The sequence below is a fragment of the Myxococcus xanthus genome (genome assembly GCF_006402735.1).
Taxonomy (GTDB): Bacteria; Myxococcota; Myxococcia; order Myxococcales; family Myxococcaceae; genus Myxococcus; species Myxococcus xanthus_A.
Genome location: NZ_CP017174.1, coordinates 1,922,412 through 1,948,882, shown reverse-complemented (window position 1 = coordinate 1,948,882; position 26,471 = coordinate 1,922,412). Strand labels below are relative to the sequence as shown.

23 protein-coding genes are annotated in these 26,471 nt (G+C 68.8%); 9 read left to right on the top strand and 14 right to left on the bottom strand.

Translation table 11 applies throughout. The annotated features are described in order from the left end of the window. Nucleotides 1-224 precede the first annotated feature (224 nt). From BHS09_RS08205 to BHS09_RS08190, 4 genes are all read left to right on the top strand, one after another. Complete coding sequence (locus tag BHS09_RS08205) at nt 225-1,478, top strand: right-handed parallel beta-helix repeat-containing protein (RefSeq protein WP_237080226.1); 1,254 nt, start codon at nt 225-227, stop codon at nt 1,476-1,478. A gap of 446 nt (nt 1,479-1,924) precedes the next feature. After that, nucleotides 1,925-3,805, top strand: coding sequence for a glycosyl hydrolase family 18 protein (locus BHS09_RS08200; protein ID WP_140788783.1), 1,881 nt, complete (start codon nt 1,925-1,927; stop codon nt 3,803-3,805). 349 nt (nt 3,806-4,154) lie between these two features. After that, nucleotides 4,155-6,116 (top strand): hypothetical protein, encoded by a 1,962-nt coding sequence (locus tag BHS09_RS08195; protein WP_140797594.1) that lies wholly within the window; start codon nt 4,155-4,157, stop codon nt 6,114-6,116. 154 nt (nt 6,117-6,270) lie between these two features. After that, the gene (locus tag BHS09_RS08190) at nt 6,271-6,765 is read left to right on the top strand and encodes a hypothetical protein (protein WP_140788779.1); all 495 of its coding nucleotides are present in this window, start codon (nt 6,271-6,273) and stop codon (nt 6,763-6,765) included. 279 nt (nt 6,766-7,044) lie between these two features. Here BHS09_RS08190 and BHS09_RS08185 read toward each other — a convergent pair whose 3' ends face one another. Then, on the bottom strand, nt 7,045-7,656 hold the full coding sequence (locus BHS09_RS08185) for a hypothetical protein (protein WP_140797593.1): 612 nt from the start codon (nt 7,654-7,656) through the stop codon (nt 7,045-7,047). A gap of 61 nt (nt 7,657-7,717) precedes the next feature. On the opposite strand from BHS09_RS08185, the gene BHS09_RS08180 reads away from it, so the two are divergent. Continuing rightward, nucleotides 7,718-8,371 carry an SMI1/KNR4 family protein gene (locus tag BHS09_RS08180; protein ID WP_140788775.1) on the top strand — a complete coding sequence of 218 codons (654 nt, stop codon included), beginning with the start codon at nt 7,718-7,720 and terminating at the stop codon, nt 8,369-8,371. Nucleotides 8,372-8,425: 54 nt separating this feature from the next. Here BHS09_RS08180 and BHS09_RS08175 read toward each other — a convergent pair whose 3' ends face one another. The 3 genes from BHS09_RS08175 to BHS09_RS08165 form a co-directional block, all read right to left on the bottom strand. Further along, entirely contained in the window at nt 8,426-9,847 is a 1,422-nt protein-coding gene (locus BHS09_RS08175) for a M16 family metallopeptidase (RefSeq protein WP_140797592.1), read from the bottom strand. A 12-nt stretch (nt 9,848-9,859) separates the two neighbouring features. Next, nucleotides 9,860-11,296 (bottom strand): M16 family metallopeptidase, encoded by a 1,437-nt coding sequence (locus BHS09_RS08170; protein WP_140797591.1) that lies wholly within the window; start codon nt 11,294-11,296, stop codon nt 9,860-9,862. A 127-nt stretch (nt 11,297-11,423) separates the two neighbouring features. Further along, nucleotides 11,424-12,047: a hypothetical protein gene (locus BHS09_RS08165; protein ID WP_237080225.1), complete on the bottom strand. Its 624-nt coding sequence runs from the start codon at nt 12,045-12,047 to the stop codon at nt 11,424-11,426. Nucleotides 12,048-12,325: 278 nt separating this feature from the next. Here BHS09_RS08165 and BHS09_RS08160 point away from each other — a divergent pair, with 278 nt between their 5' ends. Then, complete coding sequence (locus BHS09_RS08160; protein ID WP_002639318.1) at nt 12,326-12,544, top strand: hypothetical protein; 219 nt, start codon at nt 12,326-12,328, stop codon at nt 12,542-12,544. Next, a complete protein-coding gene (locus tag BHS09_RS08155) occupies nt 12,541-13,434 on the top strand; it encodes a hypothetical protein (protein ID WP_140797590.1) in 894 nt (297 codons plus the stop codon). The genes BHS09_RS08160 and BHS09_RS08155 overlap by 4 nt, the downstream gene beginning before the upstream one ends. A 16-nt stretch (nt 13,435-13,450) precedes the next feature. Here BHS09_RS08155 and BHS09_RS08150 read toward each other — a convergent pair whose 3' ends face one another. Next, a complete protein-coding gene (locus BHS09_RS08150) occupies nt 13,451-15,865 on the bottom strand; it encodes a DNA polymerase domain-containing protein (protein ID WP_140788767.1) in 2,415 nt (804 codons plus the stop codon). 138 nt (nt 15,866-16,003) lie between these two features. Here BHS09_RS08150 and BHS09_RS08145 point away from each other — a divergent pair, with 138 nt between their 5' ends. Next, nucleotides 16,004-16,648, top strand: a complete 645-nt coding sequence (locus BHS09_RS08145) for a helix-turn-helix transcriptional regulator (protein WP_011551730.1) — start codon at nt 16,004-16,006, stop codon at nt 16,646-16,648. Between the two features lie 138 nt (nt 16,649-16,786). Here BHS09_RS08145 and BHS09_RS08140 read toward each other — a convergent pair whose 3' ends face one another. From BHS09_RS08140 to BHS09_RS08125, 4 genes are all read right to left on the bottom strand, one after another. After that, nucleotides 16,787-16,969, bottom strand: a complete 183-nt coding sequence (locus BHS09_RS08140; RefSeq protein ID WP_140788765.1) for a hypothetical protein — start codon at nt 16,967-16,969, stop codon at nt 16,787-16,789. Between the two features lie 75 nt (nt 16,970-17,044). Next, on the bottom strand, nt 17,045-17,251 hold the full coding sequence (locus BHS09_RS08135; RefSeq protein ID WP_140788763.1) for a cold-shock protein: 207 nt from the start codon (nt 17,249-17,251) through the stop codon (nt 17,045-17,047). Between the two features lie 351 nt (nt 17,252-17,602). After that, complete coding sequence (locus tag BHS09_RS08130; RefSeq protein ID WP_140797589.1) at nt 17,603-18,247, bottom strand: hypothetical protein; 645 nt, start codon at nt 18,245-18,247, stop codon at nt 17,603-17,605. 167 nt (nt 18,248-18,414) lie between these two features. After that, nucleotides 18,415-19,734 (bottom strand): metallopeptidase TldD-related protein, encoded by a 1,320-nt coding sequence (locus BHS09_RS08125; RefSeq protein ID WP_140797588.1) that lies wholly within the window; start codon nt 19,732-19,734, stop codon nt 18,415-18,417. 112 nt (nt 19,735-19,846) lie between these two features. Between BHS09_RS08125 and BHS09_RS08120 the strand changes: the two genes are divergently transcribed. Next, a complete protein-coding gene (locus BHS09_RS08120) occupies nt 19,847-21,127 on the top strand; it encodes a TldD/PmbA family protein (RefSeq protein ID WP_140797587.1) in 1,281 nt (426 codons plus the stop codon). A gap of 4 nt (nt 21,128-21,131) precedes the next feature. Here the strand turns inward: BHS09_RS08120 and BHS09_RS08115 are convergent, their stop codons facing one another. The 5 genes from BHS09_RS08115 to BHS09_RS08095 form a co-directional block, all read right to left on the bottom strand. Further along, nucleotides 21,132-22,220, bottom strand: a complete 1,089-nt coding sequence (locus BHS09_RS08115; RefSeq protein WP_140788755.1) for a hypothetical protein — start codon at nt 22,218-22,220, stop codon at nt 21,132-21,134. 11 nt (nt 22,221-22,231) lie between these two features. Next, entirely contained in the window at nt 22,232-24,130 is a 1,899-nt protein-coding gene (locus BHS09_RS08110; protein WP_140797586.1) for a hypothetical protein, read from the bottom strand. A 75-nt stretch (nt 24,131-24,205) separates the two neighbouring features. Next, on the bottom strand, nt 24,206-25,171 hold the full coding sequence (locus BHS09_RS08105) for a c-type cytochrome (protein ID WP_140797585.1): 966 nt from the start codon (nt 25,169-25,171) through the stop codon (nt 24,206-24,208). Nucleotides 25,172-25,207: 36 nt separating this feature from the next. Continuing rightward, on the bottom strand, nt 25,208-26,212 hold the full coding sequence (locus tag BHS09_RS08100; RefSeq protein ID WP_140788749.1) for a Rieske 2Fe-2S domain-containing protein: 1,005 nt from the start codon (nt 26,210-26,212) through the stop codon (nt 25,208-25,210). Between the two features lie 17 nt (nt 26,213-26,229). Further along, entirely contained in the window at nt 26,230-26,412 is a 183-nt protein-coding gene (locus BHS09_RS08095; RefSeq protein WP_140788747.1) for a Xan family putative trans-acting RiPP leader peptide, read from the bottom strand. Nucleotides 26,413-26,471 lie beyond the last annotated feature (59 nt).

The window sequence follows — 26,471 nt, the reverse complement described above, 5'->3', positions numbered from 1 at the left end:
TCCTGGTTGGAACCCTTGCACTGGCAGTCGTGGGGTGCTCGGGCGAGGAACCCAGTCACGAAGAGGTCCACAGCAGCCCGACTGAGGACATCCACACAGCAGCGCTGAGCACGGCGTCTCCCCAAGAGGGCTTCCAGGACCCCATATGCGGGTACATTCCCTGCCCTGTCACCCAGAACGGAAACGTTCTGACGCTGGCGGGAAACTGCGCCACCTACTCCACCTTGCTCATTCCGGATGGGTACGTCCTGGATGGGGCGGGGCACTTCGTTATCGCGCTGGACCCTCCGGGAGACCGCTTCAAGGGCGCCATCGCGCGCAACTGCGGCGGCAGCGCGTTCTACATGAACCTCAGGCTCATGTTGATAGAGCTCGCGGACGTCTGCGACACGGGGGATGACGCGCTCGTGGGCATCCGGTTCGACAATGCGACGGGCTCCGTCATCAACACCCAGATTTTCAACATCCGTCAGGGAGACGGAACCGGAGGCTGCCAGGAGGGCATCGGCATCATGATTCGCAACCAGGACCCGTTGAGCCCGACTCAACACGTCGGTGTCCAGAACAACATCCTGCTGGGATACCAGAAGGCCGGCGTCGTGGCCATTGGCGACGTCGTGGTGGACATCACCAACAACCGGCTGGTGGGCTCGGGGCCCATCGGCAACGTCGCCCAGTCCGGCATCCAGGTCGGGCTCGGGGCCACCGGACACATCGTCAACAACAACATCTCCGGGCACTCCTACACCGGCGAGGGCGTCGCCAGCGGCATCCTCGTCTACGGTGGGCCGCTGTACGGGGGCCCGCTGTCCTCGGACGTCCACATTCAAGGCAACCAACTGTTCAACAACGACATCGGCGTCTACCTGTCCCAGGGCAACGAGGACCAAAGCCCTCCGGCGGTGCAGACGAGCATCCAGGTCGTGGACAACCTGATCCACTTCGACGGTGTGACGAATGGCTACGTCTACCAGGCCGGTATCTCGGACCTGGGCACGGCCAATGTCATTCACTCCAACATCATCACCGGCGCGGGGTATGACCCGGCCACCCTCCCCGGCTCCACCTTCGCCGTGGATGTGCTCGCGGGTCCCGCCGCGAGTCTTGCCTTCCTCACCCCTCCGCGGCAGGTCCCCGTGGGACTCTGCTCCGACCCGATCATCGTCCAGACCCAGGATTCGAGCGGAAACCTGGCCGTCGCCTCCACGACGACCTTCAACATCACTTCAGCGGGCCCTGCCTCCCCCGGCATCCAGTTCTACGCGGACTCCGATTGCGCGGGTCCCGCGGTGACGACGCTCGACCTGGCGAACCCCCAGGCCCAGGGCCGCTTCTACTTCCGGGCCACCACGCCGGGCAGCGTCACCGTCTTCGTCTATAATTCGAGCTGGACACAAGGCCAGACGCAACTGGTCTTCATCCCCCTGGAATCGGCGCCACCGCTCGCCGGCGCCCCACGGATGGAGCCGCAACACTGACGTGATGCCCGGGTGGCCAGGCGATTCGCCCACGCTCTGGCCACCCGGGCCGCCGGCAGCAATAGACATACAAATACAACTCACCATCAATACATCCCGGAACGAGGCGACCGCGCCTGACCCTGTTCGAAAGCAGTGGCTGCGCCGGGCCGACTGAGGGAATGTCACCGCCGCCCTGGTCCCGGAAGGCGCCCCTTGGCGCTCGGATGCAGCGTCCGAGACATCCCCCAGACAAACACATTTCAACTGTCGCCTTGAGAGTCATTGAGGCGACCTTGGGGAGGGCTTTGCCATGAAGGGCTCCTCACCCAGGTTGCCCGAGGCCCGTCAATCTCAGCCAGGCAACGGAGCCGTGTAGCACGGCTCGCCGTGTGTGAGCGAGGAATTCCAACGGGCCTCGACAGGAGAAGCGAATGAACCGGTTGGTCGTATGGTGGGTTTCATGGATGGCCATGGTCCTGGCTTCTGGCGGCAGCGCGGCTTGGGCCGCCCAGGCGGAAGCAAGGCCTCCCGCGGCAGTGGTTGACCGGGATGAAGGCGTTCCCCCCGAGCGGGTCTCCGTCACGACGAATTGGATCTACCGCGACGCCATGGAAGCACCGTGGCAGGACTACTCCTGGGCCCCCCACTCCCTCACCAACACCTCCCCCGTCGCGGCGGGGCGCTACTCCATCTCCGTGACGATGCGCTCCAGAGAGGCGCTGTATTTCAATACATCGCCGCTCACCTCGAACGCGGGGATGACGCTCACCCTGAGCGTGCATGGCGGGACGTCCGGCAACAACGCCGTGGTGCTGGCCCGGGCCGTGGTGAACGGCGGCATCACGCCCGGTACCGAGCTGGGGCCCTACTGCACCGGAGGCCGTATCCGCGCCAATACCTGGACGACGTGCACCGTTCCCATCTCCGTCCTGGCGCCGCAGGGGGCACGACTGACGGGCCTGGTGCTCCAGGAAGGCCAGGGATTGAGCCTGCCCACGCTCTACTTCGACGAGCTGGGCGTGCGCATGGCCGAGCCGCCTCCGCCGGTGGGAGTGGCCATCAACCCCTCCTCCGCCACGGTTCCGGCCGGGGGGACGCAGGCCTTCACGGCCACGGTGACGGGCAGCACCAACACGGCGGTGACGTGGTCCGTGCAAGAGGGCGCGGCAGGAGGCACCATCACCCAGGCGGGCCTGTACACCGCCCCGTCCACCGCAGGGACGTACCGCGTGGTGGCGACGAGCCAGGCCGCCCCCACGAAGTCGGCGGTGGCCACCGTCACCGTCCAGAGCGCGCCGCCGCCGAGCGGCAAGTGGGTGTCGGGCTACTACACCGGCTGGAACTCGGACCTGTACCCGCCGGAGAAGGTGGACTTCTCCGCGCTCACGCACATCCTCGTCGGCCGCGTCACTCCCAATCCGGATGGGACGGTGAACACCCAGTTCGACAACTCGAATGGCCCGGCCATCGCGCGGACACTGTCCACGCGGGCGCACGCGGCCGGACGCAAGGCCATCATCATGGTGGGCGGCGCGGGTGAGCACGACGGCTGGGTGGGCGCGGCGTCCAACGCGAACCGCGCCCGGTTCGTCCAGAACCTGCTCAACGCGGTGGATACCTTTGGCTATGACGGCCTGGACCTCAACTGGGAGCCGGTGGAACAGGTGGACAAGCCGGCGTTGCTCGCGCTGATACAGGCGCTGCGCGCGGCCCGGCCGCAGATGCTGCTCACCATGCCCATCGGATGGGTCAACAGCAACTTCCCCGAGGATGCGGACCCGTGGTTCACCAACCTGGTCCCCCACCTGGACCAGATGAACGTGATGACCTACGAGATGACGGGCCCCTGGGGCGGCTGGCTGTCCTGGTACACCTCCGCGCTCACGGGAGAGTCGGGCAACCACCCCACGTCTGTGTCCGCCAGCCTCAGCGCCTGGGCCAACGCGGGCATCCCCAAGAGCAAGCTGGGCATGGGCATCCCGTTCTATGGCATGGCGTGGCGGAACATCACCGGCCCGTATCAGCCGTACACGGACTGGTCCGACTACGTGGGCAGCGACAATTCCTTCACATACAGCAAGATTCTCCAGCTGTCGGCGACGGGCGTCTACCACTGGGACGAAGCGGCGAAGGCCAGCTACGTCACCTTCGACGTCCCCGTGGAGGACGGCACGGTGCGGTGGATTTCGTATGACTCACCGCAAGCCATTGCCGCCAAGGGCGCCTTCGCCCATGACAACGGCTACGGAGGCACCATCATCTGGACCATCAACCAGGGATGCACCAATCCGCAGACCGGCGCCAATCCGCTGCTCGACGCGGTGAAGGGCGCCTTCCTGCCATGACCAGATGAAGGCAAGGGACCGCGCTGTGCACGCAGCGCGTCCCATGACTCCACGAGAAATGCCCTCCCTGGGGTGTCAAAACGCCCCCGGTGAGAAGCGACGACCACTGCCGGCACGCGCGGGCATTGACCAGACACCATGACACCTGTTCCCGGGGGCGCGAGCGCCGCGCTCGCCTGCCCCCACGCCGGGGACGCGAATCTTCCCACCGACACCTTTGGAGCGGCACTCCGATTGCTCATGGCCGCCCACGATGGATGCGTGACTGCCTACAGCGGGCATCACGAGGTCCAGGGCAGGCCATGGCGGCACATGGGGGCAGACAGTGATGCGTTGCGGGTGGAAGGCAATGGCGGGCGCAGTGGGTATGTGGGTCGTCACGGGGTGCGGCGCCGCGCCACAGCCCGAGGACATGGAGCTCGAGCAGGCAGGTGCGGACTCGCAGGCGGAGCCCCTGGGGGCGGACCTGCCCAGGGTTCCGATGGAGAAGGACGCCGCGTGGGAGCTGGACATGTACCCCATGACGGGCGCGGGCGGCCTGTCCCCCCTGAGCCTGGTGAAGTTCTGGACCTACGAGCGCTTCATCATCAACGGTGACAAGGGTATCTGGACCCGTCCCGAGTTGGAGCGGAAGCTGCTGGCGAAGGCGGAGGTGGACGAGTGCTTCTCCTCCATTGGCGGCCCCATCAGCCAGCCGCCCTGCGAGCCGGGCACGCAGCCCAAGCGCAACCAGGCCTACGTCTGGGGGTTGGCCAAGGCGGACAAGTCCCTGTATTTCGGAACGGTGGCCAACACGCTGTGCCTGGTGCAGCAGGGCTTCCTCGGCTTCACCACGCCCGAGCAGAACCCCTACTGGGTATGCGAGTTCGGCGACAGCCAATCCGGCACGGGTGACTTCCGCCCGCCGAACCTGCAGCGCTACGACCTCCGCAACCACGAGCTCACCTCCCTCAACGAAAGCCTTCCGGGTTGGGCGGAGCTGCTGCGGCGCACCACCTTGGGCCTGCGCTCCGCGGGCGCGGAGAACGGCGTCGTCTTCCTGGCGGGTCCCAGCGTCATCTCGGGCATCAACCTGTTCGCGTTCGATTCGGAGACGGGAGGCTTCCTCGGGGCGAAGAACATCCCGCAGTACAACAACATCCGCGAGTGGGTGAACGTCCGCGGGGCGCTCTACACGGGCGTGGCGTACAGCGACGTGCAGGGCAACTCGCCGGGCGGCGCCGTCCTCCGGTGGCGTGGCTGGAAGTCCAGCAACCCCGCGGTCCTCTTCAACTTCGAGGTCGTGGGCAAGACGGACGCGGAGGTGGCCAACCTGGTGGAGCACGCCGGCCGCATCTACGTGACGACGTGGCCCACCTTCAACACCGGCAGCGCCCGGTCGCCGCAGACGGCGCGCTTCGCCGGCGTGTGGCGCAGCCCCCGCCTGGAGCACCACGGGCTGAATGACAGGGACGCCCGCAAGTGGGACAAGGTCTGGGACATCCGCGACTACGAGCCGGACCTGCTGGCCGCGGCCGTCACGGGCGGCGGCGCGGTGGCGTCATTTGAAGGCCGGCTCTACTGGGGCACGATGCACGTCCCCTTCCTGGCCACGTCGGTGGCGCTGGGCGCGCATGCCGCGGGCCTGGTGGACCTGGACGCGGACGGCGACGGCAGCCTCGGCTGGCTCGAGCTGCTGAACACCGCGCTGGGAACCCACCGCTCCACGTCCGTCTTCCAGAGCGACGAGCTGGGCAACGAGGACGAGAAGGTGCGCGTGATTTACGGCGAGAAGTACTTGCCCACCTATTCGCGCTACGCGAAGGGCTACACCATCGAATTCGACGCGGCCCACCGCAACCGCCTGAAGAACCCCGACCCGCGCTGGGGCTCCTCCGGCCTGGGGAACTTCTTCAACGCCTACACCTGGGCGTTCAACGTCTACAACAATGACTTGTACCTGGGCACGTTCGACTGGAGCCAGCTGGCGCTCGTGGGACTGCAAGAGGCCATTGGCAACGGCCCCCTGCCGCCCATGGCCCCGCCCGAGCTCGCCGCCGACGTCAGCTCCGTCGAGGACGCGCGCCGGGCCCACCATGACTACCTCCGGCTGCTCAACATCGCGCTGCCGAAGCCAGGGGCGGACCTCTTCCGCTTCGGGAACCGCAACAAGAGCGCGGTGGCGGAGTCCCTGAGGGGCCTGGGCAATGACACGAATTACGGCGTTCGCACGCTGGTGAGCGACAAGAAGGCGCTCTACGTCGGCACCGCGAACCCGATGAATCTCCATCCGGACGGCGGCTGGGAGCTCCTCCAGCTGAAGAAGGACTGAGGCGGCCCTCCCCCGGCCGAGGCCCAGGCCTACAAAGTCTGGGCTTCGGCCGGGGTGCCAGGAATGGAGAATTCCTATCAGATTGCAGTCAAAACTCCGTGTCGGCCCATGGGGAGTGGATTCGCGAACGTGGGGGAAGGGCTAAACAGGCCGCATGACCCTCTCCTCCCCGTTTTCCATTGCCGCCCTGAGTCTGTCTTTCCTTGCACCAATGTCCGCCCTGGCGTCCGGGACCACCGTCGCCAACTCGTATGTGGACGTCTCCGCCTACCTGACGTCGGAGGCGGACATCGAGGCGTGGTACCAGCTCCGGGCCTCCCTGAAGCAGAACTTCGATGACATCTGTGGCGACACGTTCTGCGAGGGCGAATACAGCAACATCGAGTCGCTGCGCTTCCGCTGTTCCGTGAATGCCCTGACGGGCCGGATTGGCCAGTGCGTCTGGGTGTTCGCCGCCAGCAACGAGGAAGTCGACCCGGCGACGGGCGCGGTGACGGTGGATGCGCGGACCTGGGCCTGCCAGGTGCCTGTCGCCCCGCGCACCACGATTCAGCAGTTCCTGACGGCGCTCGCGGGCACGTCGCCGCTCTACGCCACGCTGCCGCGCACCCAGACCACCCTCTACGAAGGCCTGGGCAACTGCCTCTGAGTCACGGCGACGCGGAGTCCAAGGGCGCCCCCTTCACGAAGGGGCGCTCACGAGCGCATCTGAAATCGTCGATGACGGTGACGATGTGCGTCGAGAAGTCCCGGAAGTGCTTGGCGTGATTCGTGCCCAGCAACCGAGGAAGCCCGAAGGTCTCGTCGTGGTTGTAGGCGACGACACCGAGCTCTCACTCGACGTCTTCGCCATGCGAACTCCAACCACGGACCAGGACGAGCCCTGGTGCGCGCACGGTAGTGCGTTGCCACGCGCAGTCCATGGCGCTCAACGCAGCAGCGGCCGCTTGCGAAGAAGCCGCTTCGCGACATCTTCGTAGGACCAGCTTCCGTCCTGGCTCACCACGTCCGCGCGCAGCAGCTTCGCCAGCTCCGGACCGATGACACTGCTGTGTCCGTCCAGGCGGTGGTCCGCCCGCACGTCATCCACGGCATCGAAGCGGTCATCCGCCACGACGATTCTCGCCTTCAGGGCATCCGCGTAGGTCGAGTAGTCGTTGTAGTAGGTCCACGCCACCTCCTGCACGGTGATGGGGCCCAGCGACACCAGCTCGCCGTGGAAGAGCAGGTTCTTCGCGGAGAGCGCGCCGCCCGTGAAGAGCAGCGCATAGTCGAAGCCCTCGTGGATGATGCTGCCCTCCACCTCCAGGTCACCCGCGACGAGCAGCCGGGACTGGTCCTCCAGGACGAGGTTCCCCTTCACCACGACGCGTGACGCTTCCAGGACGCGGTCATCACCCTCGGAGAGCTTCAGGTCTCCGGACACCACCTCCGTGGCACCGGAGTTCGTCAGCTTCGCCTTGAGCGCGGCCCGCTTCGCCATGGTGCCACAGGGCGTGTGGAGCGAGCCTTTCTTGAGCAAATCATCGAGCAGGGACATGGCCGCGCATCAAGGCACGGTGCACCTGGACTCTCAATGCTCCAGACCTAGGCTGCGGCCCATGCACGAGCAAGCGCTGCAATCGCGTTACCGGGAGTTGCTGGAGAGCGTGGAAGCCTGGGCGAAGGGGTTTGGCGGAAGGCTCGTCCTGGGCCCTCCCGTACCGGACGAAGACATCGACCTGGTGCCGGAGCTGCTCGGCATCCCGTCGTCCAACGGAAGGCCCATGCTGCCCGCGGGGCTCCGCGAATTCTGGCGGCGCTGCGCCTTCGCGCGCGTCGAGTTCCGCGACTGGGATGATGGCGGCGCCTGGACGCCCCTGCCCGCCAACTTCCGGGTGTACTCACCGGACGAGGTGCTGGAAGAGACGCGCTGGGTCCGCATTCCCGCGGACGTGGCGCAGGGCAACCGCCTCCTGTCCACCACGCACCTCTACGCGCTCGCGGCCTGTGACGTGCTGCCCCGGGATGCGCAGTGGTGTGTCGCGGCGAGCGGAGGTGCGTTGACGGCGCCCGCCATCGTCCTCAACCACATGGGCGACCTGACGTGGGCCCAGTTCCAGGACTCGAGGCAGTTCGTCTGGGCCGAACGGCAGACGGCCCACGGCGCCACCTTCACGACGTTTCTGGACTGGTTCGAGCACTACGTCCGGCACACGTGCCAGCTCGCCCCCGAGTCACTCTACCCGGACGGCGTCACGGCCCGCCCCGGGTAGGGACAACAGGGGAAGAAGGCGGAGGCCCAGGTGTGGCCCCCGCCCTCCCGGGACTTACTTCAGCGCGGGGGACACGACCTTCAGCTGCGGCGCCACCACCTTCTGGTCGCCCACGACGATGAAGGTCATCGCCTCACGCGCCAGCATCTTCGCGGCCAATTGCTGCACCTGCTCCGGCGTGACGGCCATCACCGACTGCACGTAGTTCTGCAGATACGAATCCGGCAGGCCGTGCAGGTCCACGAAGCGGAGCTGGTTGATGATGCCGCCGCGCGACGAGTTCTGGAGCAGGAAGGAGCCCGCCAGGTAGCTCTGGACTGCGCTCAGCTCGTCGGCGGGCGGCGGCGTCTTGCGCAGGGTGGCCACCTCCTTGAGGATTTCCTTCAGCGACTCGCCCGTGACGGCCGTCGTCACGTCCGCGTTCTGCACCCAGTAGGCGTCCTCCAGGTGCGTGGACACGTCGCTGTAGGGCGAATACGTGTAGCCCTTCGCCTCGCGGATGTTCGCGGTGATGCGCGAGCTGAAGTAGCCGCCGAGCAACGTGTTCAGCACCGTCTGTTTGACGTAGTCCGGGCTGGAGGGCGGCAGGCCCTTCACCGCCACGCGCACCGTGGACTGCACCGAGCCGGGGCGGTCGATGAACTGGACCGCCTTCGCCACCTTCTGCTTGGGCACGTTCTGGAGCCGCGCCGGGCCGGCCTTCCAGCCGGTGAACGCGGCCCGGATGGCCTTCTCCACCGACGCCGACTCGAACCGGCCGACGACGTACAGCCGCGCCCGGGCCGCGCCGATGTTGGCGTCGTAGTGCGCGCGGACGGCCTCCGGCGTGTAGCCCTTGAGCTGCGCCTCCGGCGGGAAGTAGCGGCCATACGGGTGGTCACCATAGAGCGACTGGAGCAGCCGCTCGTCGGCGAGCGTGCCCGGCCGGCTCTTGTAGATGGCCATCTCCCGCACGAGGTCTCCCTTGACGCGCTCGACCTCCGCCGGCGGGAAGGCCGGGTTCTGGATGACGTCCGCGATGAGGGCCACGGCGTCCGGCGCCGACTCGGAGAGGACCTCCAGGCCGACGAAGGTCTGGTCCATCGTGGTGCCGATGTTGAGCGAACCACCCAGCTGCGCGGCCGCCTGGGCAATCTGCTCCGCGGAGCGGGTGGTGGTGCCCTCCGACAGCAGCTTGCCGGTCAGGTCCGCCAGCCACGTCTCCGTGGCCTTCTCGTGGATGTTGCCGGTGTCGATGGCCAGCTGGATGGCGACCTTCGGCATGTCGCCGTAGGGCAGCAGCGAGACTTCCAGCCCGTTGTCGAGCTTGAACTCCGTGCGGACGGGGACCTTGAAGGGCTTGGGCGCGGCGGCGGCCGGAGGCGCTTCCTTGGTGGGCGCCGGGACGGGAGCGGCCGCGAAGGCAGGCGCGGACAGCATCCCGAGCACCATCAGCGCGGGCGCGACAAGGCGGGTGCGAATTGAGTGCGTGGTCATGGGGGCGTGTCCTCAGGGGGCCTGCGTCTTGGTGGCGGTCGCCGCGGCGGGCGTCACCGTCAACACGGTGCGGTTCTCACGGCGCAGATACTCCTTCGCCGTCTTCTGGATGAGCTCCGGCGTCACCTTCATCAGCTCCGACTCCAGCCGGTTGATGCGCGCCGGGTCATCGAAGAAGAGCGCGAAGGACGCCAGCAGGTCCGCGCGGCCGAAGCCGAGGAAGCCCTCCAACTGCCCGTACAGCCGCGAGCGCGCCTTCACCCGCGCCCGCTCCAGCGTCGCCGCGTCGATGGGCTGGCTCTGCAGCTGCGCCACCACGCCGTCGATCTCCGCGAGGAGGGTCTCCGTCGTCGTGTCCGCGTCATGGAACAGGTACGCGGTCCACTGCATGGGGCCGTTGTAGTTCCAGTGGTTGCCCAGCTGGTTCACCCCGCCGGAGACCTCACCCGTCAGGCCCTTCTTCTGCACGAGCTGCTGGTAGAGCGCGCTGTCGTTGCCGCGCAGGAGGACCTCGTCGACCAGCGCCATGGCGAAGTACTCGGGCGTCCCCACGTCGGGCATGTGGTAGCCCACCGCGAGCGCCGGACGCTGGGCCAGCTTGTCCTGCTTGTCGTGGCGCTTCTCCTTCGTCTGGCGGGGCTCGGAGATGTCCGGCTTCGACGGCTGCGCCACGCTGGGCAGCGGCCCGAAGTACTTTTGAATCCAGCCCTTCACCTGCTCCGGCTCGAAGTCACCGACGATGACCAGCGCGGCGTTGCTGGGCGCGTAGTACGTCTTGAAGAAGGCGCGCACGTCCTCCAGCGAGGCGGCCTCCAGGTCCTTCAAGTCGCCGTAGAAGTTGTGGGCGTTGTACCAGTTGCTGTTCGCCACCTGCGGCATGTCCAGCCACGGGAAGCCGCCATAGGGCTGGTTGAGGACGTTGACCTTCACCTCGTTCATCACCACGCCCTGCTGGTTCTTCAGGTTCTCCTCCGTCACGTCGAGCCCGCGCATGCGGTCGGCCTCGGCCCAGAGGATGGGCTCCAGCGTGTTGGAGGGGACGACCTCGAAGTAGTTGGTGAAGTCGAAGCGGGTGGAGCCGTTGAGCACGCCGCCGTTCTTCTGGATGAGGCGGATGAACTCCATCTTCCCGAGGTTCGTCGAGCCCTGGAACATCATGTGCTCGAACAGGTGCGCGAACCCGGTGCGGTCCTTCGGCTCGATGCGGAAGCCGATGTTGTAATAGACGGCGACGACGGCCTTGGGCGCCGAGCTGTCGCGCGAGAGGACCACCTTCAAGCCGTTGTCGAGCTTGTAGTAATCCACGGGAACCTGAAGCTTCGGCTGTTCGGCGGGAGCTTCCACCTTCGCCGCTTCGACGGCGGGCGGTGTCTCCGGCTTCTGGGCTTCCTGCGTGGTCGCGCAGCCGGTGAACGCGGCCAGTGCTACCGCTCCGAATACTTTCCTCATCGGACCTCCCCTGGATGACCTGGCATCTCGTCGAATGACGGAGCCACTACGGCGCTGTGCGCCTCCCGATTGCCAAAGATTCAGGGTCCCGGCAACCCGAACGCACCGCAAGGGAAGATCTGTTGTCCTATGTCACGAGGAATGGCGCAGCGCAGTAGGGGCAAACCACCTTGTCCCCCGGCTGGACGGCCTCCGCGCTCACGGGGGCATCACACGAAGGACAACGCCGGGCGACATTCTTCCCCCGCTCCAAAGCTTCGCGGTGGAGGTAAACGCGCGAGTCGGCGAGGTAGACGAGGTCCACCTCGTGACGGGCGATGAGCGTGGTAAGCATCGCCGCGACCTCCTCCTCCGGGAGCCGGAGCTGCGAGGCCACGTCACTGACGCGGATGCGCGTCTGCGCGCGGATGAAGCCCAGCAACTGCTCGCGGCGGCGCGCGGTCCGGAAGGGAGACAGCCCCTTCTTCCACGCGAAGCGGCCCACGGCGACGAACACCGCCGCTATCAGCAGGATGCCCACGCCATCCGCGGTCGTCTTTCCCTCGTCCGGCGAGACGCTTTGCACGGCGCCCACCATCACGCCCAGCGCGCCGACGAAGCCGATGTTCGCCCCCCACAGGGCCAGCAGGGCCCCCAGCCCCATCTTGAGCCAGTCCCAGTATCTCCGCGGCGCGGGCGCTCGAACGGCATGCGGACGGGGGACGGCTGTCACGGAGGGCGACGGGGCATCGCGAAGGTGTGGGGCGTTCATGGGTTCTCGCGAAACGAGCCGGCGCATTCTAGGGGTCGACCCCGGCGCGTCACCTCCGGGAAAAACAGTCAGCACGACAGCTCCCGCCCGCCGGGCCCGGCTCAACTCCATGCTCTCAAAGAAAAACCTGCATAACGAGAGGGAATCCGCATGGCCAGACAGGGTGTGCCCCTCGTGTGCGGGCTGGAATCTGCCTACGCTCCAGGTTTCCACCAGGAGGTGGCGCGATTCTACCTTCGTCCTCCCAGACCTCCCCCGCCGGCTGGCACGACACGCTCGTGCGACACCTGGAACCGCTCCTCGGCGGGTTCACCGCGAAGATGGCCATCCAGACCGCCGCCCTGCGGACCCTCAAGCGGCCCCCCGAGCAGCTCAAGCGAGAAGACCTTCCGCAGTTGCTCGAAGGCCTCAAGCCCATGCTGAACACCTTCATCGGCGCCCTGCACGCGAAGGTCATCCTCGCGGAGATTTCCGCATCCTTGGAGAAGCTGCGATGAGCACTCATTCGACGGGCCGTGCGGCCGGAAGCATCGTGCCCTGGTTCGGCGCGGTGCTCGTGCTCCAGTTGGCGCACGCCTTCGCGGCGGCCTCCGCGCTGGACGCGCCGCGTTCGCTCTCGCTCGTGCATGACATCGCCGGCTGGGGCAGCGGCGTGCTGGCCGTGCTCGGGACGCTGGCGGCGGCCCGTTCGTTCGCCCAGGGTGACTACCTGCGCAAGGTGTGGGGCGGCCTGGCCGCGGGCGCGCTCCTGTCGCTGGTCAGCACCGCGCTGCGCAGCTACTGGCTCCACGCGGTGCCGGACGTGCCCTTCACACAGTCACCGCTGCTGCCCGTCCGCATGCTGGTCGTCGTGCTGGCGAACATCAGCACGACGTACGCGCTCATCCTGCTGGCGATGACATACCGGCAGTCCGGACTCCAGCCGCCGTCCAGCTTCCGCTCCAACGCGCTGTGGGTGGGGACGGCCGTGGCCGCGCTGGCCGTGGGCGTGCCCGTGCTGGCCACCGAGGTCCGCCACCTGGGCACGGACGCCATCAGCACCATGTCCGCCGTCATCAGCCTGGCGTCGACGCTGGCCGACATGACGACCATCCTGCTGGTGGCCCCCATCCTGGGCGTCGCGTACATGCTGCGCGGCGGACGGCTGGCCTGGGTGTGGTGGGCCATGGGCATCTCCGGCGCCATGTGGCTCTTCTACGACGCCCGCGGGTGGCTGGCGCCCCTGCTGCCCGGAGACGCGGCGCAGAACGCGGAGCTGCTCCGCACGCTGCGCACGTCGGGCCTGGTGCTCCTGGGGCTCGCGGGCTGGCTGCAGCGCACCGCCCTGGCGCCGCAGCAGCCCCCCGCGGCCGAGTCCTCCGCCCAGACGCACGCCGGCATGTCCTGAGCCGTCCCGCGCGCGGCTACGCCCCTTCCAGCGCGGCCGCCGGCTCCGTCAGCACCGTGAGGATGGGCTTCGCGTCCTCGAGCGAGGGCGCGAAGAGGGAGGGCTGGCCGGGGTCGTCGAACACCGTCCGGAAGTCCTCCGGCGTCAGCGCGCGCACCAGCCGCGCGGCGAACGTCTCACGCAGGAGCCGCACGTAGTACTCCACGTCGTAGTCGCGCGGGTCCTCCTCCCGCGACAGGGGCCGCGCCGTGCCCGGGTCATCCGCCTCCGGAATGGGGAGCAGGCCCGCCCGGCCTCCCACTGCGCGGTAGACGCGGACCTGCTCACCCAAAGGCCATTCCTTCCGGCCGCTGGCCAGCATGGCCTCGTAGGGGAGCTCGCGCCTGCGGGGACGGAGGGCGAGGTACTGGGCGCCCGACTTCGTCAGGCGGACGTGCGCGCAGACCTCCGGCGTGGGCAGCTCCCGGCGGCGCAGGGCCATCACCGTCGCGACGTACACCTCACGCACGCCCGGGATGTCTCCCGCCAGGAGACAGCGCAGCGCGCGGCGCAGGAAGGCCTCGCCGAAGGGCTCCGCGCGGCTGGAGCGGAAGGCCACGCCCCGGAGCACCAGCGGTCCGTCATACGGCTGGAGCGCGTAGTTCTTCGGTTCGTGCGACAGCATGGCGGCGTAGCGCCCGTCGAACTCCAGCTGCACCCGGGGCGGGAGCAGCGCGGCGACCTCCGAGACGACCCGGCGCTCATCGGCTTCCCGCCAGTCCTCCGGGACGGCGAAGTACACGCCGTCCGTGTCCGCCTCCAGCAGCGTGACGCCCCGGCGGGCCAGCTCCCGGCAGAGGAGGCCCAGCACCGCCCGGCCCTGGCGCGTCACCTCGTTGGCCGCGTGCACGTCCGAGAAGCGCGTGAGCCCCACCGCGCCCAGATAGCCGTAGGCGGAGTTGACGACGATTTTCATCGCCGCCGACAGCGCCTCGTTCGTGAAGCGCTCCTGCGAGCCAGGCGCCGCGGCACGCGCCCTGCCCTTCGCCGCCAGCCGCTGGTCCACCAGGCGGTCCACCAACGCCAGCAGCACGCCCAGCCTGTCCCGCTTGGGGCCAATCCGGTACTGGCGCATCAGGGAGGGATAGAGGCTGGCGACGTCCGCCTTCACGATGCGCCGGGCCACGCCCGAGGCGAACAGGTGGAGCGCCGCGCCGCTGTGCGACGTGCCATCCCCCTCTTGGTGCGCGGGCAGCGCCGCGCCCTCCCGGAGATAAGCCCGGACGAGCAGCGGGTCCAACACGCCGGTGGCCGGCCCCGCGTCCGCCAGCCGCTCGTAGCGGCGGGGCGCCATGCGCGCGAGCGCGAAGGCCGCGCCCCCGAGCAGCCTCGCGAGGCCGCCCGCCTCCGTCACGTCATCACGCGCATAGCGCCGCACGCGCGCCGGGTCCGTGCGGAAGACGTCGTACACGCGGGCACCGGGGATGTGCTCGCGCTCGGGCCCCGCCAGGCCCAGGTGCTTCGCGACGGCCTTGAGGCCATGGCCCGGCAAATCCCGCGTGGAGAAGTCATGCCGCAGCACCGCGTCCAGCGTGTCGATGAATTCACGGCCGGGCACGGTGTAGCGCGCGCGGCGCATCGCATCCGGAGGCGCGCCGGGCACGGGCCGTCCCAGCGCGGCCCCCCTGGCGGACGGGCGGTGCCGCAAGCCCGGTGCCCCCGCGCGGCCCAGCGCCAATGACACCCCCAGGTGCCTGGCTCGCCGCGCGAGGAACGGCAGGTCGAAGCCGTGCAGGTTGTGGTTCTCGATGACGTCGGGGTCCCAGGCGCGCACGCGCTCCGCCAGGTGGTAGAGCAGGTCCGCCTCCGCCGAGTCGTCATCCCCCTGGGCTTCGAGTGTCTCCGTCGCACCGTCCGGGCCTCGCAGCGCCACCAGGAAGACGCGGTGGTGCGCCGGGTCCAACCCGGTGGTCTCCAGGTCGAACTGCATGCGGCGCAGCGCATCGAAGGCGAGGTCGCGGAAGTACGTGCGGCCCGACATCGTGAGGTACTGCTCCTCTGGAGGCAGCGCGAGCACCGTGTTCGCGCCCAGCTCCTTCAGGTGACTCACCGGCTGGCCCAGGCGGCGTGACGCGCCTTCCAGCACCGCGCTGGTGAGCGCGCGGCCGTCGTCCCCGCGGACCAGGTAGCGCAGCGCTCCAGGCCCTTCGAGTTCCTGCCACGTCACGCGGTAGCGCGCGGGGCCATCCGACTCCGGACGCAGCCGAGGCCCCAGGTGCGCCAGGTCCTCCAGGGACGCGAGCAGCAGCCACGGACGGAAGCGCACGTCCTCGCGAAGCAGCTCCCCCGTCTTCGGGACGCGGCGCCAGACGAAGGCGCGGCCGTCGGGCTCCGCCCACACGGAGACGATGCCCGGCGTGGGGTCCCAGCCCCAGAGCCACTCGTCCTCCATGGAGTCCCTCCGGGCGGAAGTGCCGCGAACGCGCGCGATGCAAGCCGCTCGCGGCGTGGGATGCAAGGCACGTTGCTCCAGGGACATCACGTCATCTTGAGGGAGAGGTGTGACAGTGGTATGTCAGGTTTCCTCTCCATGCAGCGCACCGAGCGTCTCTTCGCCCTCGCCGAATACCTCCGGGGCCGCCGTACCGGTGTCACCGCGGAAGTCCTCGCCGAGCGGTTCGGCGTCACGGTGCGAACCATCTACCGGGACCTGGATTCGCTGCGCGCCTCGTCGATGCCGGTGTCCGCCGAGCGCGGCCGTGGCGGTGGCTACGCGTTGGATCGCAGCTACAGCCTGCCGCCGGTGAACTTCACCGCGCGCGAGGCGGCGCTCGTCGTCGCGCTGGGGCGCTTCGCCATCGACATGCGGCTGATGCCCTTCGCGGGCACGCTGGAGTCGGCGCTGGACAAGGTGCGCGCGGCGCTCTCCACCTCCGCCCAGCGCGAGCTGCTCACCCGGCTGAGGGAGTTGGCGTTCATCGGCGTGCCGTCACTGCCGAGCAAGAAGCCCGTCCGTGAAGCGTTGGAGCGAGCGTGGTTCGAGCAGCAGCCGTTGCGCATCACCTACGTCGACAGCAACTTCCTGGAGACGGTCCGCGACGTGCGGGTGATGTCCGTCATCATGAACCGGCACGAGACACGCGTCGACGGGGAGGACCTCACCACCGGGGAGCGCCGCCACTTCCGCCTGGACCACATCACCCGCGCCGAGGTGCTGCGCGCCGCCGGGCCGTGAAGGCCGCACAGGAGCGCTGGCTGCGTTGACGTGAGGGGAAGTGGATACTGCGTCCTCCCGGGGGCGTGGGCGCCGTCCCGGAAGGTTGCCCTGGGCACCACTGACCACGTGGCAAGCCCAGGCGGCACGATATTGGGCTCAAATCTCCAGCGGCGGCTGGGGACCGGGAATGATGTCCGCGATATCGGGGTCGACCTCACCCGGCTGGCGCGGCCCGCGCTCGGACTTCTCCTTCTTGCGCTCCTCGCGCTTCGCGTTCTTCTCCTGCTGGTGCTGCTTGCGCGCCTGCTCTTTCTGGCGCTTCGTGGATCTTCCTTGCATGGAGCCTCCCTCGCTGAAAACAAAAGCCCGGCCTCGCAGTGAGGAGACCGGGCTGATGGTGCTGAGCCTGAGCTCTCAGCCGACTACGCGGACGTTCTCGGCCTGAAGGCCCTTGGGGCCCTTCCGGGTCTCGAACTCCACCTTCTGGCCTTCGGCCAAGCTACGGAAGCCATCCGTCTGGATAGCGGTGTGGTGGCAGAACACGTCGGCCCCACCGTCGTCCTGGGCGATAAAGCCAAAGCCCTTCGCGTCGTTGAACCATTTCACGGTGCCAGTTGCCATGTTTCTTCTTCTTTCTGCGTGCGGCGCGAGGCCGCGGCCCGTCCCATAGAGCGAGACAGGCAGCCTCTAGCCTGTCGAGGGGCCAATGTCGAATGTGGAAGGCCCCGAATCTCCACCGGCTGTTCGCCGCGTGAAGGAAACGTGGCGTAGAACCGAAGAATTCCAGCCCCTTGACTCGTGGTACCACGCCCCGAAAATCGTCTGACGCCCCTTCAACGCCGGACGTTCCTTCAATCTGGGGGTGCCCGCGGCCCCTGGGGAGCGCCCTGGAGGGCACATTCCTGGACGCCACTGGCCCCCCGCCCTCCCGGAACGAGGAGCAGCCGGGGGCTGACTTCCTGGCCTGGCCCGCTAGGCGCCGGGGGGCGTGCGCGGAAGTTCCGTGCCAAACACCACCTGGAGCAGGTCCATGAGCCCGGGCCAGGCCTCGGCGGCCAGCCACAGGCCCTCGGACTGATGCTCGGCGGTCATGGCCAGGGAGGCCGAGTCGAACAGCCGGGCGGGCAGCACGCCCTCTTCGGGCAACGGCCCTTCCACCTGTAACACCTGACCGTCCCAACGAATGCCGGGAGGAAGCAGTCGCTCCGCCAACACCCGCATCGCGGCCCGGCCCGCCCCCGCGCGGAGCACGCCCATCATCAGCGACGAAGCCGTGCGGGACTCCTCCAGCTCCACCACGCCCGGCGTCTTCAACCACAACCGGTAGCGCCCGGAGGCCATCTCCACACGCTCCAGCGCCGTCTCCACGCGCAGCTTCCAGCCGTGCACGGAGAAGCGGACGTCATAGACGTTCTCCCGCGCGGACCACTCCCGCAGCTCGAAGTTCTTCAGCCGGGCGAGCAGCTGGCGCACCACGGTCTCCACGCGCGCATGCGACAGGCGCACCCGCCTGCGGCTCACGTCCACCGCCATGTCGTTGGAGAGCGCGGTCGGCAATCGCTTCGCCCACTCCCGCGCCCCTTCCAGCATCTTCGCCGCCAGCGACTGACCCGACATCCGTGTCCTCCCGTGACGCCGCCTCCCTGGCCCTGGGGCCTCGTACCGGCGGCCCAGCGTCGTGCGCGCAGCATGCACTGGATTCGGGGCCAGCGCGCGTCCTGCCCGCTGGGCAGACAGCCTGGCGTCGCCTGGCTGGTACTGCTCCACCCCCAGGGGCGTGGACATCACCTGGCCGCCTGCCCTCCCTGGGCACCCGACAGCAGGGGCGGGAAGACGAGCGTCGGCGTGCCACAGCCCTCGGCGGTGGGGAAGAAGGTCAGGTCCGTCCCCACGCCACGCAGCGCGCGGAAGGTTTCCAGCACGGGGAGCTCCAGTTCCACCGGAGCGATGCGGCGCACACGACGGCCGTCGCGAACCTCCCAACCACCCGCCACCAACGTGACGGTGCCGGGACGCGGCATGGTGGTGAAGGTCTCCACGCGTGCGATGAGCTCCGTGTAGTGCGCGGGGAGCGGGTCGGCCCTGGGCATGACGAACGGGTTGAGGGCGTTGGGCGTGGGGCCCGCGAGCATCGAACGCAGCGCCCGTCCGTTGGAGACGCCACCCAACCTCGGCGCCGTGGACGCGGTGTGGAGGAAGCCACTCAGCCGGCCTTCGTCCACCAGCCGCACCGGGTGCATCGGCATTCCCTCGTCGTCCAAGGCACGCCGGCGTGTGCCTTGCGGATGGGCCGCGTCATCCTCGAGCCCAAGTACCGACGGGAACAGCTTGCGTCCCAGGGCACGCGCGAGCGCGGGCGTCGCCGCGGCCACGTCTCCCCGAAGCATCCACACGAGCCCCGCCACCAGGGGCGCCGCCACGGCGGGGCGCAACACGAGCGGCAGCGCGGGGTCCACCGCGTCCACGGGGCCTTCCAGCGCATCGAAGGCCTCCGCGAGGCGGGAGCGGAGTGCCTCCAAGGCGTGCGCGCCTTGCCCCGCCCCCAGCGCCACCGCGTCCACCACCGCGCCCCGCTCCGTCTCGCAGCGCACGAAGACTTCCTCGCGCGATTCCACGTGCGCCCGGGATGCACCCGCGAGCACGTGGGCCGTCCATGTCTCGGACTGGCTGAGCACCAGCGCCTGGACAATGCCCGTCCGTGGCACCACCGTGCTCGACACGCGCGCTGCCCAGGCCTGGGCCCGCACCCGTGAGAGCGCTGGCAACGCCACAGGGGAAGAGGCCGCCCCCGGCGCTAGCGGCTCCGGCAACGCGCCGGCCATGGGCGCCGCAGCGGCAGCGCCCTCCAGCAACGAGGACAGCTCGCCGGGGGCGCTGACATGGCGCGAGCTCATGCCCACGCCGTCCACGCGTTGGACCCGCGCGCTCGCCCACAGCGACTCGCCGGTGCTCGTGGTGAAGGCACCCGTGCGCGCTTCGAGTTCCAGATTGAGGCGTCGCTCCGCGGACAAGAAGAGCTCGCCCTTCACGGCCGCCGAACAAGCGGCGTCCCTCAACGCAACCAGGTCCACGCCCGCGCACGTGCGCTCATCGACTCCAGGCATCTGAGGATCCACCGTGCTCACGAGTACTTCGCATCATGCCTCATGCCGGAGCGCGTGGTGACCGCGGCGTCCCTGGCGGTTGGTGATAGGATTCCCAGGAGGAGACACCTGCATGGCGGACTGGTTCTTGGAGCGGCGTGAGGTGCGCGATTCCGTCCACGTCCGCTCGGGGCTCCGCCTCCAGGCGCCTCTGACCGAAAAGGGTTGGGCCTCGTGCCGGAGCCTTGCGGGCGGCGTGGAGTGGCGGTGGGCGGACCTGCCAGGCGACAAGGTGCCCCCCGGCGAACTGCCCTCGGAGGTCGCGGCACGCGGTGAGTCCTTGCTCGCTCCCCCCCCCCTGCGCTCCGCACCGGACGAAGCCGTGGAAGCGGCGCTCCTCCACTTGGTGGAGACAGCTCGCGCCGCGGGGGCCTCGCACCTGGAGATTCTGCTGCGCGAGGTGGACCGAGGGGCCCTGTTCCACGGACACGACCGCCAGACGGAGGACCGGCAGCGACACGCCCTGCTGGAGTTCAAGGCCTTCCACACGGAAGGCGGCACCAGCGTGGACGCCTGGCGGTGCTCGGCCTTCCCGGATACGGACCAGCTGCTGGCGGACCTGCCAGCACTGTCCGCGCGGGTGGAAGCCATGGTGCGAGCGCTGCGAGAGAGCGCGCCCGTGCAGCCCTGCCCCACGGGCGCGTTGCCCATCGTGTTCCCTCCCGGGGCCGCGTCCGCGTGCTTCTTCCACGAGGTGTGTGGCCATCCACTGGAAGGCGATGTCGTCGCACGCGGCGGCTCCTACCTGGCGCACCGGCGGGGCCAGCGCGTCGCGGGTGAGCACGTCTCCGTGTCCGATGACCCGACGGATGCGCACGGTGCGCTCACCTTCGCCTGGGATGACGAAGGCCATGCCGCCAGGCCCGTCCCGCTGCTGCGCGGGGGAATTGTCGGCACGCCGCTGGTGGACACCCGAAGCGCCGCGGTGCTGGGGCTGGGCTGCAATGGCCACGGCCGCCGCGTCAGCTACCGGCATCCGCCCCTGGCCCGCATGGGCCACACCCGGGTGGAGCCTCACCAGGGCCGGCTGGAGACGCTGATGGCGGACGTGCCCCACGGGCTGTTGGTGCAGCACCTCACGCCCCGGCACATGAACCTGCTGTCGGGCGACTTCAGCTTCTACGTGGTGGAGGCCCGCGAGATTCGCGACGGCCACCTGGGGCGCCGTGTCTCGCCGGGAATCCTGCGCGGCAATGGCCTGGAGGCCCTGGCAGCCATCGACGCGGTGGGCGAAGACGTGAGCAACCTCTTCGCCACGCGAGGCTGCCGGAAGCTGGACCATGGCCCGCTGCCCGTGTCCTTCGGACAGCCCTCCATTCGCTTCCGGCAGCTCTACGTGGAGCCCTGGCGCTAGGCCGTCACCGGCACATCCAGCCCAGGTCCGGCTCGGGCACCGGCTCCGCGTCCGGGTCGAACGGCGGCGTCACGGACGGAACGGCGAGCACCCGGGCGAAGCCCACGCCGGGTTCGGGCGTCAGCGTGAGCGGCGGGACGTTCCAGGGCCGGATGCGGAAGGGGCTCTCTTCCTCCGGAGGGCTGGTGCCCTCGTCCACGAAGCTCACCGTCACCGGCTCGGTGGTGCCCGGCGGCAGGACGACGGCGAAGTAGCCCAGTGAGCTCGTCGCCTCGGGCGTGGCGAAGTAGCCCAGGGGGGACTGGCCCGGGAACAGGCCCGGCGGCGCCCACTCGATGGCGTAGAGCGAGCCCGCCGACGTCTCCGCCGCGATGCTGTCCGCGGGGATGTTGAACAGGTCGAACGCCTCGCTCGGCGCGTACACCCAGACGAGCGCCACCCCACCCGTCCGCGTGGGGTCCACGAGGTCCGCGGGCGTGGTGGGGATGCCCATGTCCGTGCGCAGCGTCGCCACCGCGGCCAGCGCGCCCGCGTCACCCACCACGCCGGCCACCTGCACGAGGCAGGACGAAGGCCCCGCCGTGAAGGGGCGCAGCGTCGACGTGGGGTAGTAGGTCGCCTCGGGGATGGGTTCGAAGGGGGGCGCGGGGAACATCTGCGGCGCGCCCATCACCAGGCCTTCCAGCGGCGGCTCCACCTTCAGCTTGTACGCCGTCTCGTTGCCCGACGGCACGCCGCGCACCTGCCAGAGGCCGTTGGGCGCCACCGGCCCGCTGGAGTCCAGCGACACCCCGTCACGCACGACGCTCACCCGCGCGCCCACCGGCGCGGAGCGGAACACGTAGGGAATGTTCTCGAACAGGAAGGGCGGCGGAGGCGGCATCTCCGGGTCCATCACCGGGAACGTCGCCATCGAGAAGAAGAACGCCTCCGGGTCGAAGGCGATGCCCGACACGGTGGTCTTCGCCTCCGGCAAGTCCGTGTATGCGTCGTCGGGGGTGGACGTGGGCGGGCCGTCGCTGCCCGAACATCCACCGGAGAACGCCAAGGCAAGGCTGGAGGTGACTGCGAAAGCCCTCAGGGAGGTCTTCATGGCGGTCGTTCTCACTGGGGCGGAAGGATGTGCTGCATGGGCGGCGTCTCTGCGTGGCAGGCGTTGGCGCAGTTGCCATACGCGTTCGGCGTCACGTGCATCTCCGCGAAGTACAGGTCGTAGTACTCCGTGCCGTGCGACTGCACGTGGCAGCCGTTGCAGGACATGAGGCTGGGCCGCAGCGTGCTCTCACGCGTCAGGTGGCACAGGGTGCAGTCCGCGCGGTTCTGCGAGTACTTGCGGGAGGAGGCGTGGATGCGGTGGACGATGTCCGACACCTGCCCCACGGCCTGCTCGAAGTGGCACGTCTTGCAGAGCTCCACGTGGTCCACGGCCATGCCGTGGTGCACGTTGGACAGGGAGTTGGTCCCGTTGTGGCACACCTGGCAGTTGCCGATGCGCTCCGGATAGGTCGTCTTCTGCTCCTGGCCCACCTGGAAGAAGAAGGGATCCAGCCGGTTGAGACGCTCGCCCATGTAGCTGCGGTGGCCCTTGAGGACGATGGCATAGGTACCGGGCTTCGCGTCCGGAGGCAGCGCGACGGCGTAGCGGGCGGGCGGCTGTGAGTCCGCGTAGCCAGGGAGGATGGACGGCAGGCCGGGCTCCACGAAGAAGCGCGGTTCGCTCGTGCCGGGATAGGAGAAGTACGGCAGTTGGTAGGTGCCGTTGGCCACGCGGAGGTCCTGCAGCGGCCCCACCACCTTGAAACCGGACTCCGAGCTGCTCGTGTCCCGGTAGGTGAAGATCATGAAGTCGTTGAAGTAGGCGAGCCCGTTGGAGTCGCCGTTCACGTACTCGTTGTAGGTGGGTAGCAGGTCGCGCGAGTGCAGGCCGTTGCCGTCGCCGTCACGCAGCGACACCATGAAGTCCACCGTCTCACCCGGCATGTAGTAGCGGCCGTTCTGCGGCGTGCGGATGCGCACGGCCTGCTCCAGTCCGAAACCACAGGGCACCTGCTCGTCCGTCGCGAGCCCATCCGGCCCCAGCCGGAAGCAGGTGGCTGGACGCTCCTGCTCCGGGACGAAGGTCACCGGGAAGTAGAAGGGCGCTTCAGGCATCAGGCTCCAGGTGACGCGAATGGCGCCGTCCCCGGAGATGTCAGGCATGGTGATGGACTTGAACGGGTTGGTGGCGTTGGCCACCGAGACCTTCACCACCGTCTGGTAGATGGGGTCGACGCCGGGCGGCTGCGGTTCCGGATCATCCGGGAAGCGGGGCCGCGCCAGCCCGTCCACGGCCCAGCTCACGCGCGTGCGGCCGGTGGTGGCGTTCTCCGAGAGGAAGTCCCGGCGCAGGTAGGTCTGCGACGCGCGCGCGTTGCCATCCGAGTCCAGCACCTCCACCAGGAAGGAGTCATTGTTGGAAATCATCCACGCGGCGTTCTCGAAGTACGTCTCGCGCTGGAAGGCGCCGCTGCCCCGGTCCCGCCAGGTCTCCTGGCCGATGGTCAGCCCGTTCCAGTCGAGCGACTTGAAGCGCGACTGCCGGCGGGCCCAGGTCGCGGGCGCCTGCCGGTTGTTGAATTCGGTGTGCTGGCCGAAGACGGTGTCCACCAGCGTGATTTCACGCAGGAAGTAGATGGTGCCCGGCGTGACGTTGAAGCGCGCGAAGGGCGGCATGGGCGGACCCAGCGGGGCACCGTCATTCAGCCGCGTGCAGACGTCTGGATACGCGCCTTCCGGCAGGTTCACGTCTCCTCGCGCCACCGGCTCGCCATTGGGGAGGATGGCGCAGCCATTGAAGGCCAGGAGGCTGAGGGAGATGGCACCGGAGGCCGAGCTCGAATACGGGTCGAAGGCCCTCGCGCCACGACCACGCGTCCCCTCCGCGTCAGAGATGTCGAGCAGGTTGCAGCCCGAACCGAGCGCCCAGGAGGACAGGCATAAGAGAAGTGCGAAAGGCTTTTTCATGAGGGGGCGGAGCGACGACGCGGGGGAACAGGGTCTCGCAGTCTAGCGGGCATCCCGAGTTGGAACCAAAAAGCGTCACGGTGCTTCGGCGGCACGGGCAGGCACCGCGGCGGGCACCGTCCGGAGGTAACGGTACATGGCCCGCAGGTCCTCCTGGGACAGCCCGGCGTAGAAGCCCCAGGGCATGACGAGCTTGTTGACCTGCCCCTGGGCGCTGGGCGCCGGGGCCAGGTCGCGGAAGGCCGTGAAGCGGGCGATGAACGCCTCTTCGCGCAGGGTGTGCAGTCCCTGCGCGTGGGGTGTGAGGTTCGACGCGACCTCCGGCGCGTAGGGCGTGGGCATGGGACGGCCTCCAGCGAAGGGCGTGCCCGCCTCATCCATGCCCGCGTGACATGCGGCGCACTGCGCCACCTGCGTGAGATAGCGGCCCCGGGCGACAGGGTCATCCGCGGGGGGCGGCACGGGCCCCGGCAGGGCCGAGGCGAGCCCATCGAGCGCGTTCATCATCTCCTCGGGCAGGCTCGAACGAGCCACGACCTTGGACGACGCGGGCACCTGACGAAGCCACGCGACGACCGCCTTCGCGTCGTCGTCCGACAGCTCGCGGTAGAAGAGGTACGGCATCATCGGCACCAGTACCCGGCCGTCACGGCCAAAGCCCTCGCGCAGGGCCCGCAGCAGCTCCGCGTCCGTCCACTTGCCGATGCCGTGCTCGGGGTCGGAGGTGATGTTGGGCGAGCAGACGCGCCCCGGCAGCCCCCACTGCTCGTCCTGGCACGCGCCCGACAGCGGGGCGCCCTGGACCGGCCCCCCGTAACGCGTCCAGTCCCGCTCCGAGTGACAGGCGCCGCACGCCAGCACGTTCTCCACCAGGTAGCGGCCTCGCTCCAGCCGCTGTGCCTCCGGGCTCTTGGGCGCGTCACCCTGCGTGCGCACGGCGTCTTGCCGCGGCGCGGCGGGAGGCCTGGCCTCCTGGGGGGCTTCCGCGCGCGGCTTGCAGGCACACAACCCCAGCGCCATGGCCAGGACGAGGAGTCTCACGATGTCTTGCCTCCCCGGGCATGGAGCCCGGCACGTTCATTCCGGAAGAGGGCCGCCATCCGCGGGCGCACGGCCCTGCCGGATGGCAATCACGCCCCGGCGGTACTCGGCGGGAAGCCGGTCCGCCTTGGTGAAGATTTCACCCGCGAAGCTCGTGGGGTGGGCCCGGGGCCGCACGCCCTCGAGGACTCGCCGGTCCTGTTCGAGGATGGCCTGCTCGCTCTTCAGGAACATGTCCGGAAAGTGAGCGCGCAGCCGAGGATGGTACGAGCAGAAGTAGAAGCATCGCATCTTTTCTTCCGACACGGGCGAGGCGATGGCGTAGACCGTGTGGACGTAGAAGAGCGTGGGCTTGAAGGCCAGCTTCACGGCGAAGGGCCACGTCACCTCATACGTGAGCGTGGTGCGGTCCACCCGGGGCGGCGCCCCACCGATGGACGGCGACAGCGCGGGATAGACAATCTGTGCGCGCACGCCGTCGGGACGCGCCTCCACGTCATAGGGAGGAACCTCCTCCTGGGCCGGATTGCCGAAGGTGCCGTCGTGCACCCACGACAAGTGGGCCACGTCGAGGATGACCTCCACCATGCGGCCGGCGGACACATCCCAGTCGAGCAGGGGCAACGCGACCGTGGCCACGCTGTTGTCCTCCAGTTCCGGCCACTCGGGCAGCGGCGCGGCCGGCGCTGGGGCCAGACATACCCACACCAGACCGTAACGCTCCGTGGCACGAAATGACGCAAGCGCCGCGCGAGGCGGGACCGCCACTCCGGGTTGCGACGGAATTCTCACACAGCGTCCGTCCGCGCCGTAGGTCCAGCCATGAAAGGCACAACGGATGCCATCCGCCGTGGGCTGACCGTCACGGAGGTCCGCGCCTCGGTGTGCGCAATAACGCTGTGACGCCGCGACGCCCTGGCCCGTGCGCCACACCACCAGGTCGGTTTCGAGCAGACGCGCGGCGAGCGGGCGCTCGCCCAGCTCCTGCGAGAACGCAACCGGGTGCCAGTACGCGGAGAATGCTTCGTTGTAATGACGCACGAGGACGTCGGTCCGGCTCACGCGAGGGCGAGCGGAGCGATCTTGCTTTCGATTTCCTCGAGGAGGAAGTCGATCTCCTCAATCTCGTCGAGCTTTTCGGGAGCGGCGGCGAGCTCCGCGGAGGGCTCCGAGGGCTGGGCACTCACGGAGGAAGCATCCACGGGGTGATGCACCTGCTGGAACGTGTCTTCCGACGCCATCGAAGTGGACTCCAGGGGGTGAGGGGGTTGCAATGCTGCCGTGGTGGCTCATGAGATGT

What these genes read in the sequence shown, in the direction of transcription:
- BHS09_RS08200 (WP_140788783.1), top strand. Translation starts at nt 1,925, where the DNA reads ATGGCCATGGTCCTGGCTTCTGGCGGCAGCGCGGCTTGGGCCGCCCAG.
- BHS09_RS08195 (WP_140797594.1), top strand. Translation starts at nt 4,155, where the DNA reads ATGGCGGGCGCAGTGGGTATGTGGGTCGTCACGGGGTGCGGCGCCGCG.
- BHS09_RS08190 (WP_140788779.1), top strand. Translation starts at nt 6,271, where the DNA reads ATGACCCTCTCCTCCCCGTTTTCCATTGCCGCCCTGAGTCTGTCTTTC.
- BHS09_RS08185 (WP_140797593.1), bottom strand. Translation starts at nt 7,656, where the DNA reads ATGTCCCTGCTCGATGATTTGCTCAAGAAAGGCTCGCTCCACACGCCC.
- BHS09_RS08180 (WP_140788775.1), top strand. Translation starts at nt 7,718, where the DNA reads ATGCACGAGCAAGCGCTGCAATCGCGTTACCGGGAGTTGCTGGAGAGC.
- BHS09_RS08175 (WP_140797592.1), bottom strand. Translation starts at nt 9,847, where the DNA reads ATGACCACGCACTCAATTCGCACCCGCCTTGTCGCGCCCGCGCTGATG.
- BHS09_RS08170 (WP_140797591.1), bottom strand. Translation starts at nt 11,296, where the DNA reads ATGAGGAAAGTATTCGGAGCGGTAGCACTGGCCGCGTTCACCGGCTGC.
- BHS09_RS08165 (WP_237080225.1), bottom strand. Translation starts at nt 12,047, where the DNA reads ATGAACGCCCCACACCTTCGCGATGCCCCGTCGCCCTCCGTGACAGCC.
- BHS09_RS08155 (WP_140797590.1), top strand. Translation starts at nt 12,541, where the DNA reads ATGAGCACTCATTCGACGGGCCGTGCGGCCGGAAGCATCGTGCCCTGG.
- BHS09_RS08150 (WP_140788767.1), bottom strand. Translation starts at nt 15,865, where the DNA reads ATGGAGGACGAGTGGCTCTGGGGCTGGGACCCCACGCCGGGCATCGTC.
- BHS09_RS08145 (WP_011551730.1), top strand. Translation starts at nt 16,004, where the DNA reads ATGCAGCGCACCGAGCGTCTCTTCGCCCTCGCCGAATACCTCCGGGGC.
- BHS09_RS08140 (WP_140788765.1), bottom strand. Translation starts at nt 16,969, where the DNA reads ATGCAAGGAAGATCCACGAAGCGCCAGAAAGAGCAGGCGCGCAAGCAG.
- BHS09_RS08135 (WP_140788763.1), bottom strand. Translation starts at nt 17,251, where the DNA reads ATGGCAACTGGCACCGTGAAATGGTTCAACGACGCGAAGGGCTTTGGC.
- BHS09_RS08130 (WP_140797589.1), bottom strand. Translation starts at nt 18,247, where the DNA reads ATGTCGGGTCAGTCGCTGGCGGCGAAGATGCTGGAAGGGGCGCGGGAG.
- BHS09_RS08125 (WP_140797588.1), bottom strand. Translation starts at nt 19,734, where the DNA reads ATGCCTGGAGTCGATGAGCGCACGTGCGCGGGCGTGGACCTGGTTGCG.
- BHS09_RS08120 (WP_140797587.1), top strand. Translation starts at nt 19,847, where the DNA reads ATGGCGGACTGGTTCTTGGAGCGGCGTGAGGTGCGCGATTCCGTCCAC.
- BHS09_RS08115 (WP_140788755.1), bottom strand. Translation starts at nt 22,220, where the DNA reads ATGAAGACCTCCCTGAGGGCTTTCGCAGTCACCTCCAGCCTTGCCTTG.
- BHS09_RS08110 (WP_140797586.1), bottom strand. Translation starts at nt 24,130, where the DNA reads ATGAAAAAGCCTTTCGCACTTCTCTTATGCCTGTCCTCCTGGGCGCTC.
- BHS09_RS08095 (WP_140788747.1), bottom strand. Translation starts at nt 26,412, where the DNA reads ATGGCGTCGGAAGACACGTTCCAGCAGGTGCATCACCCCGTGGATGCT.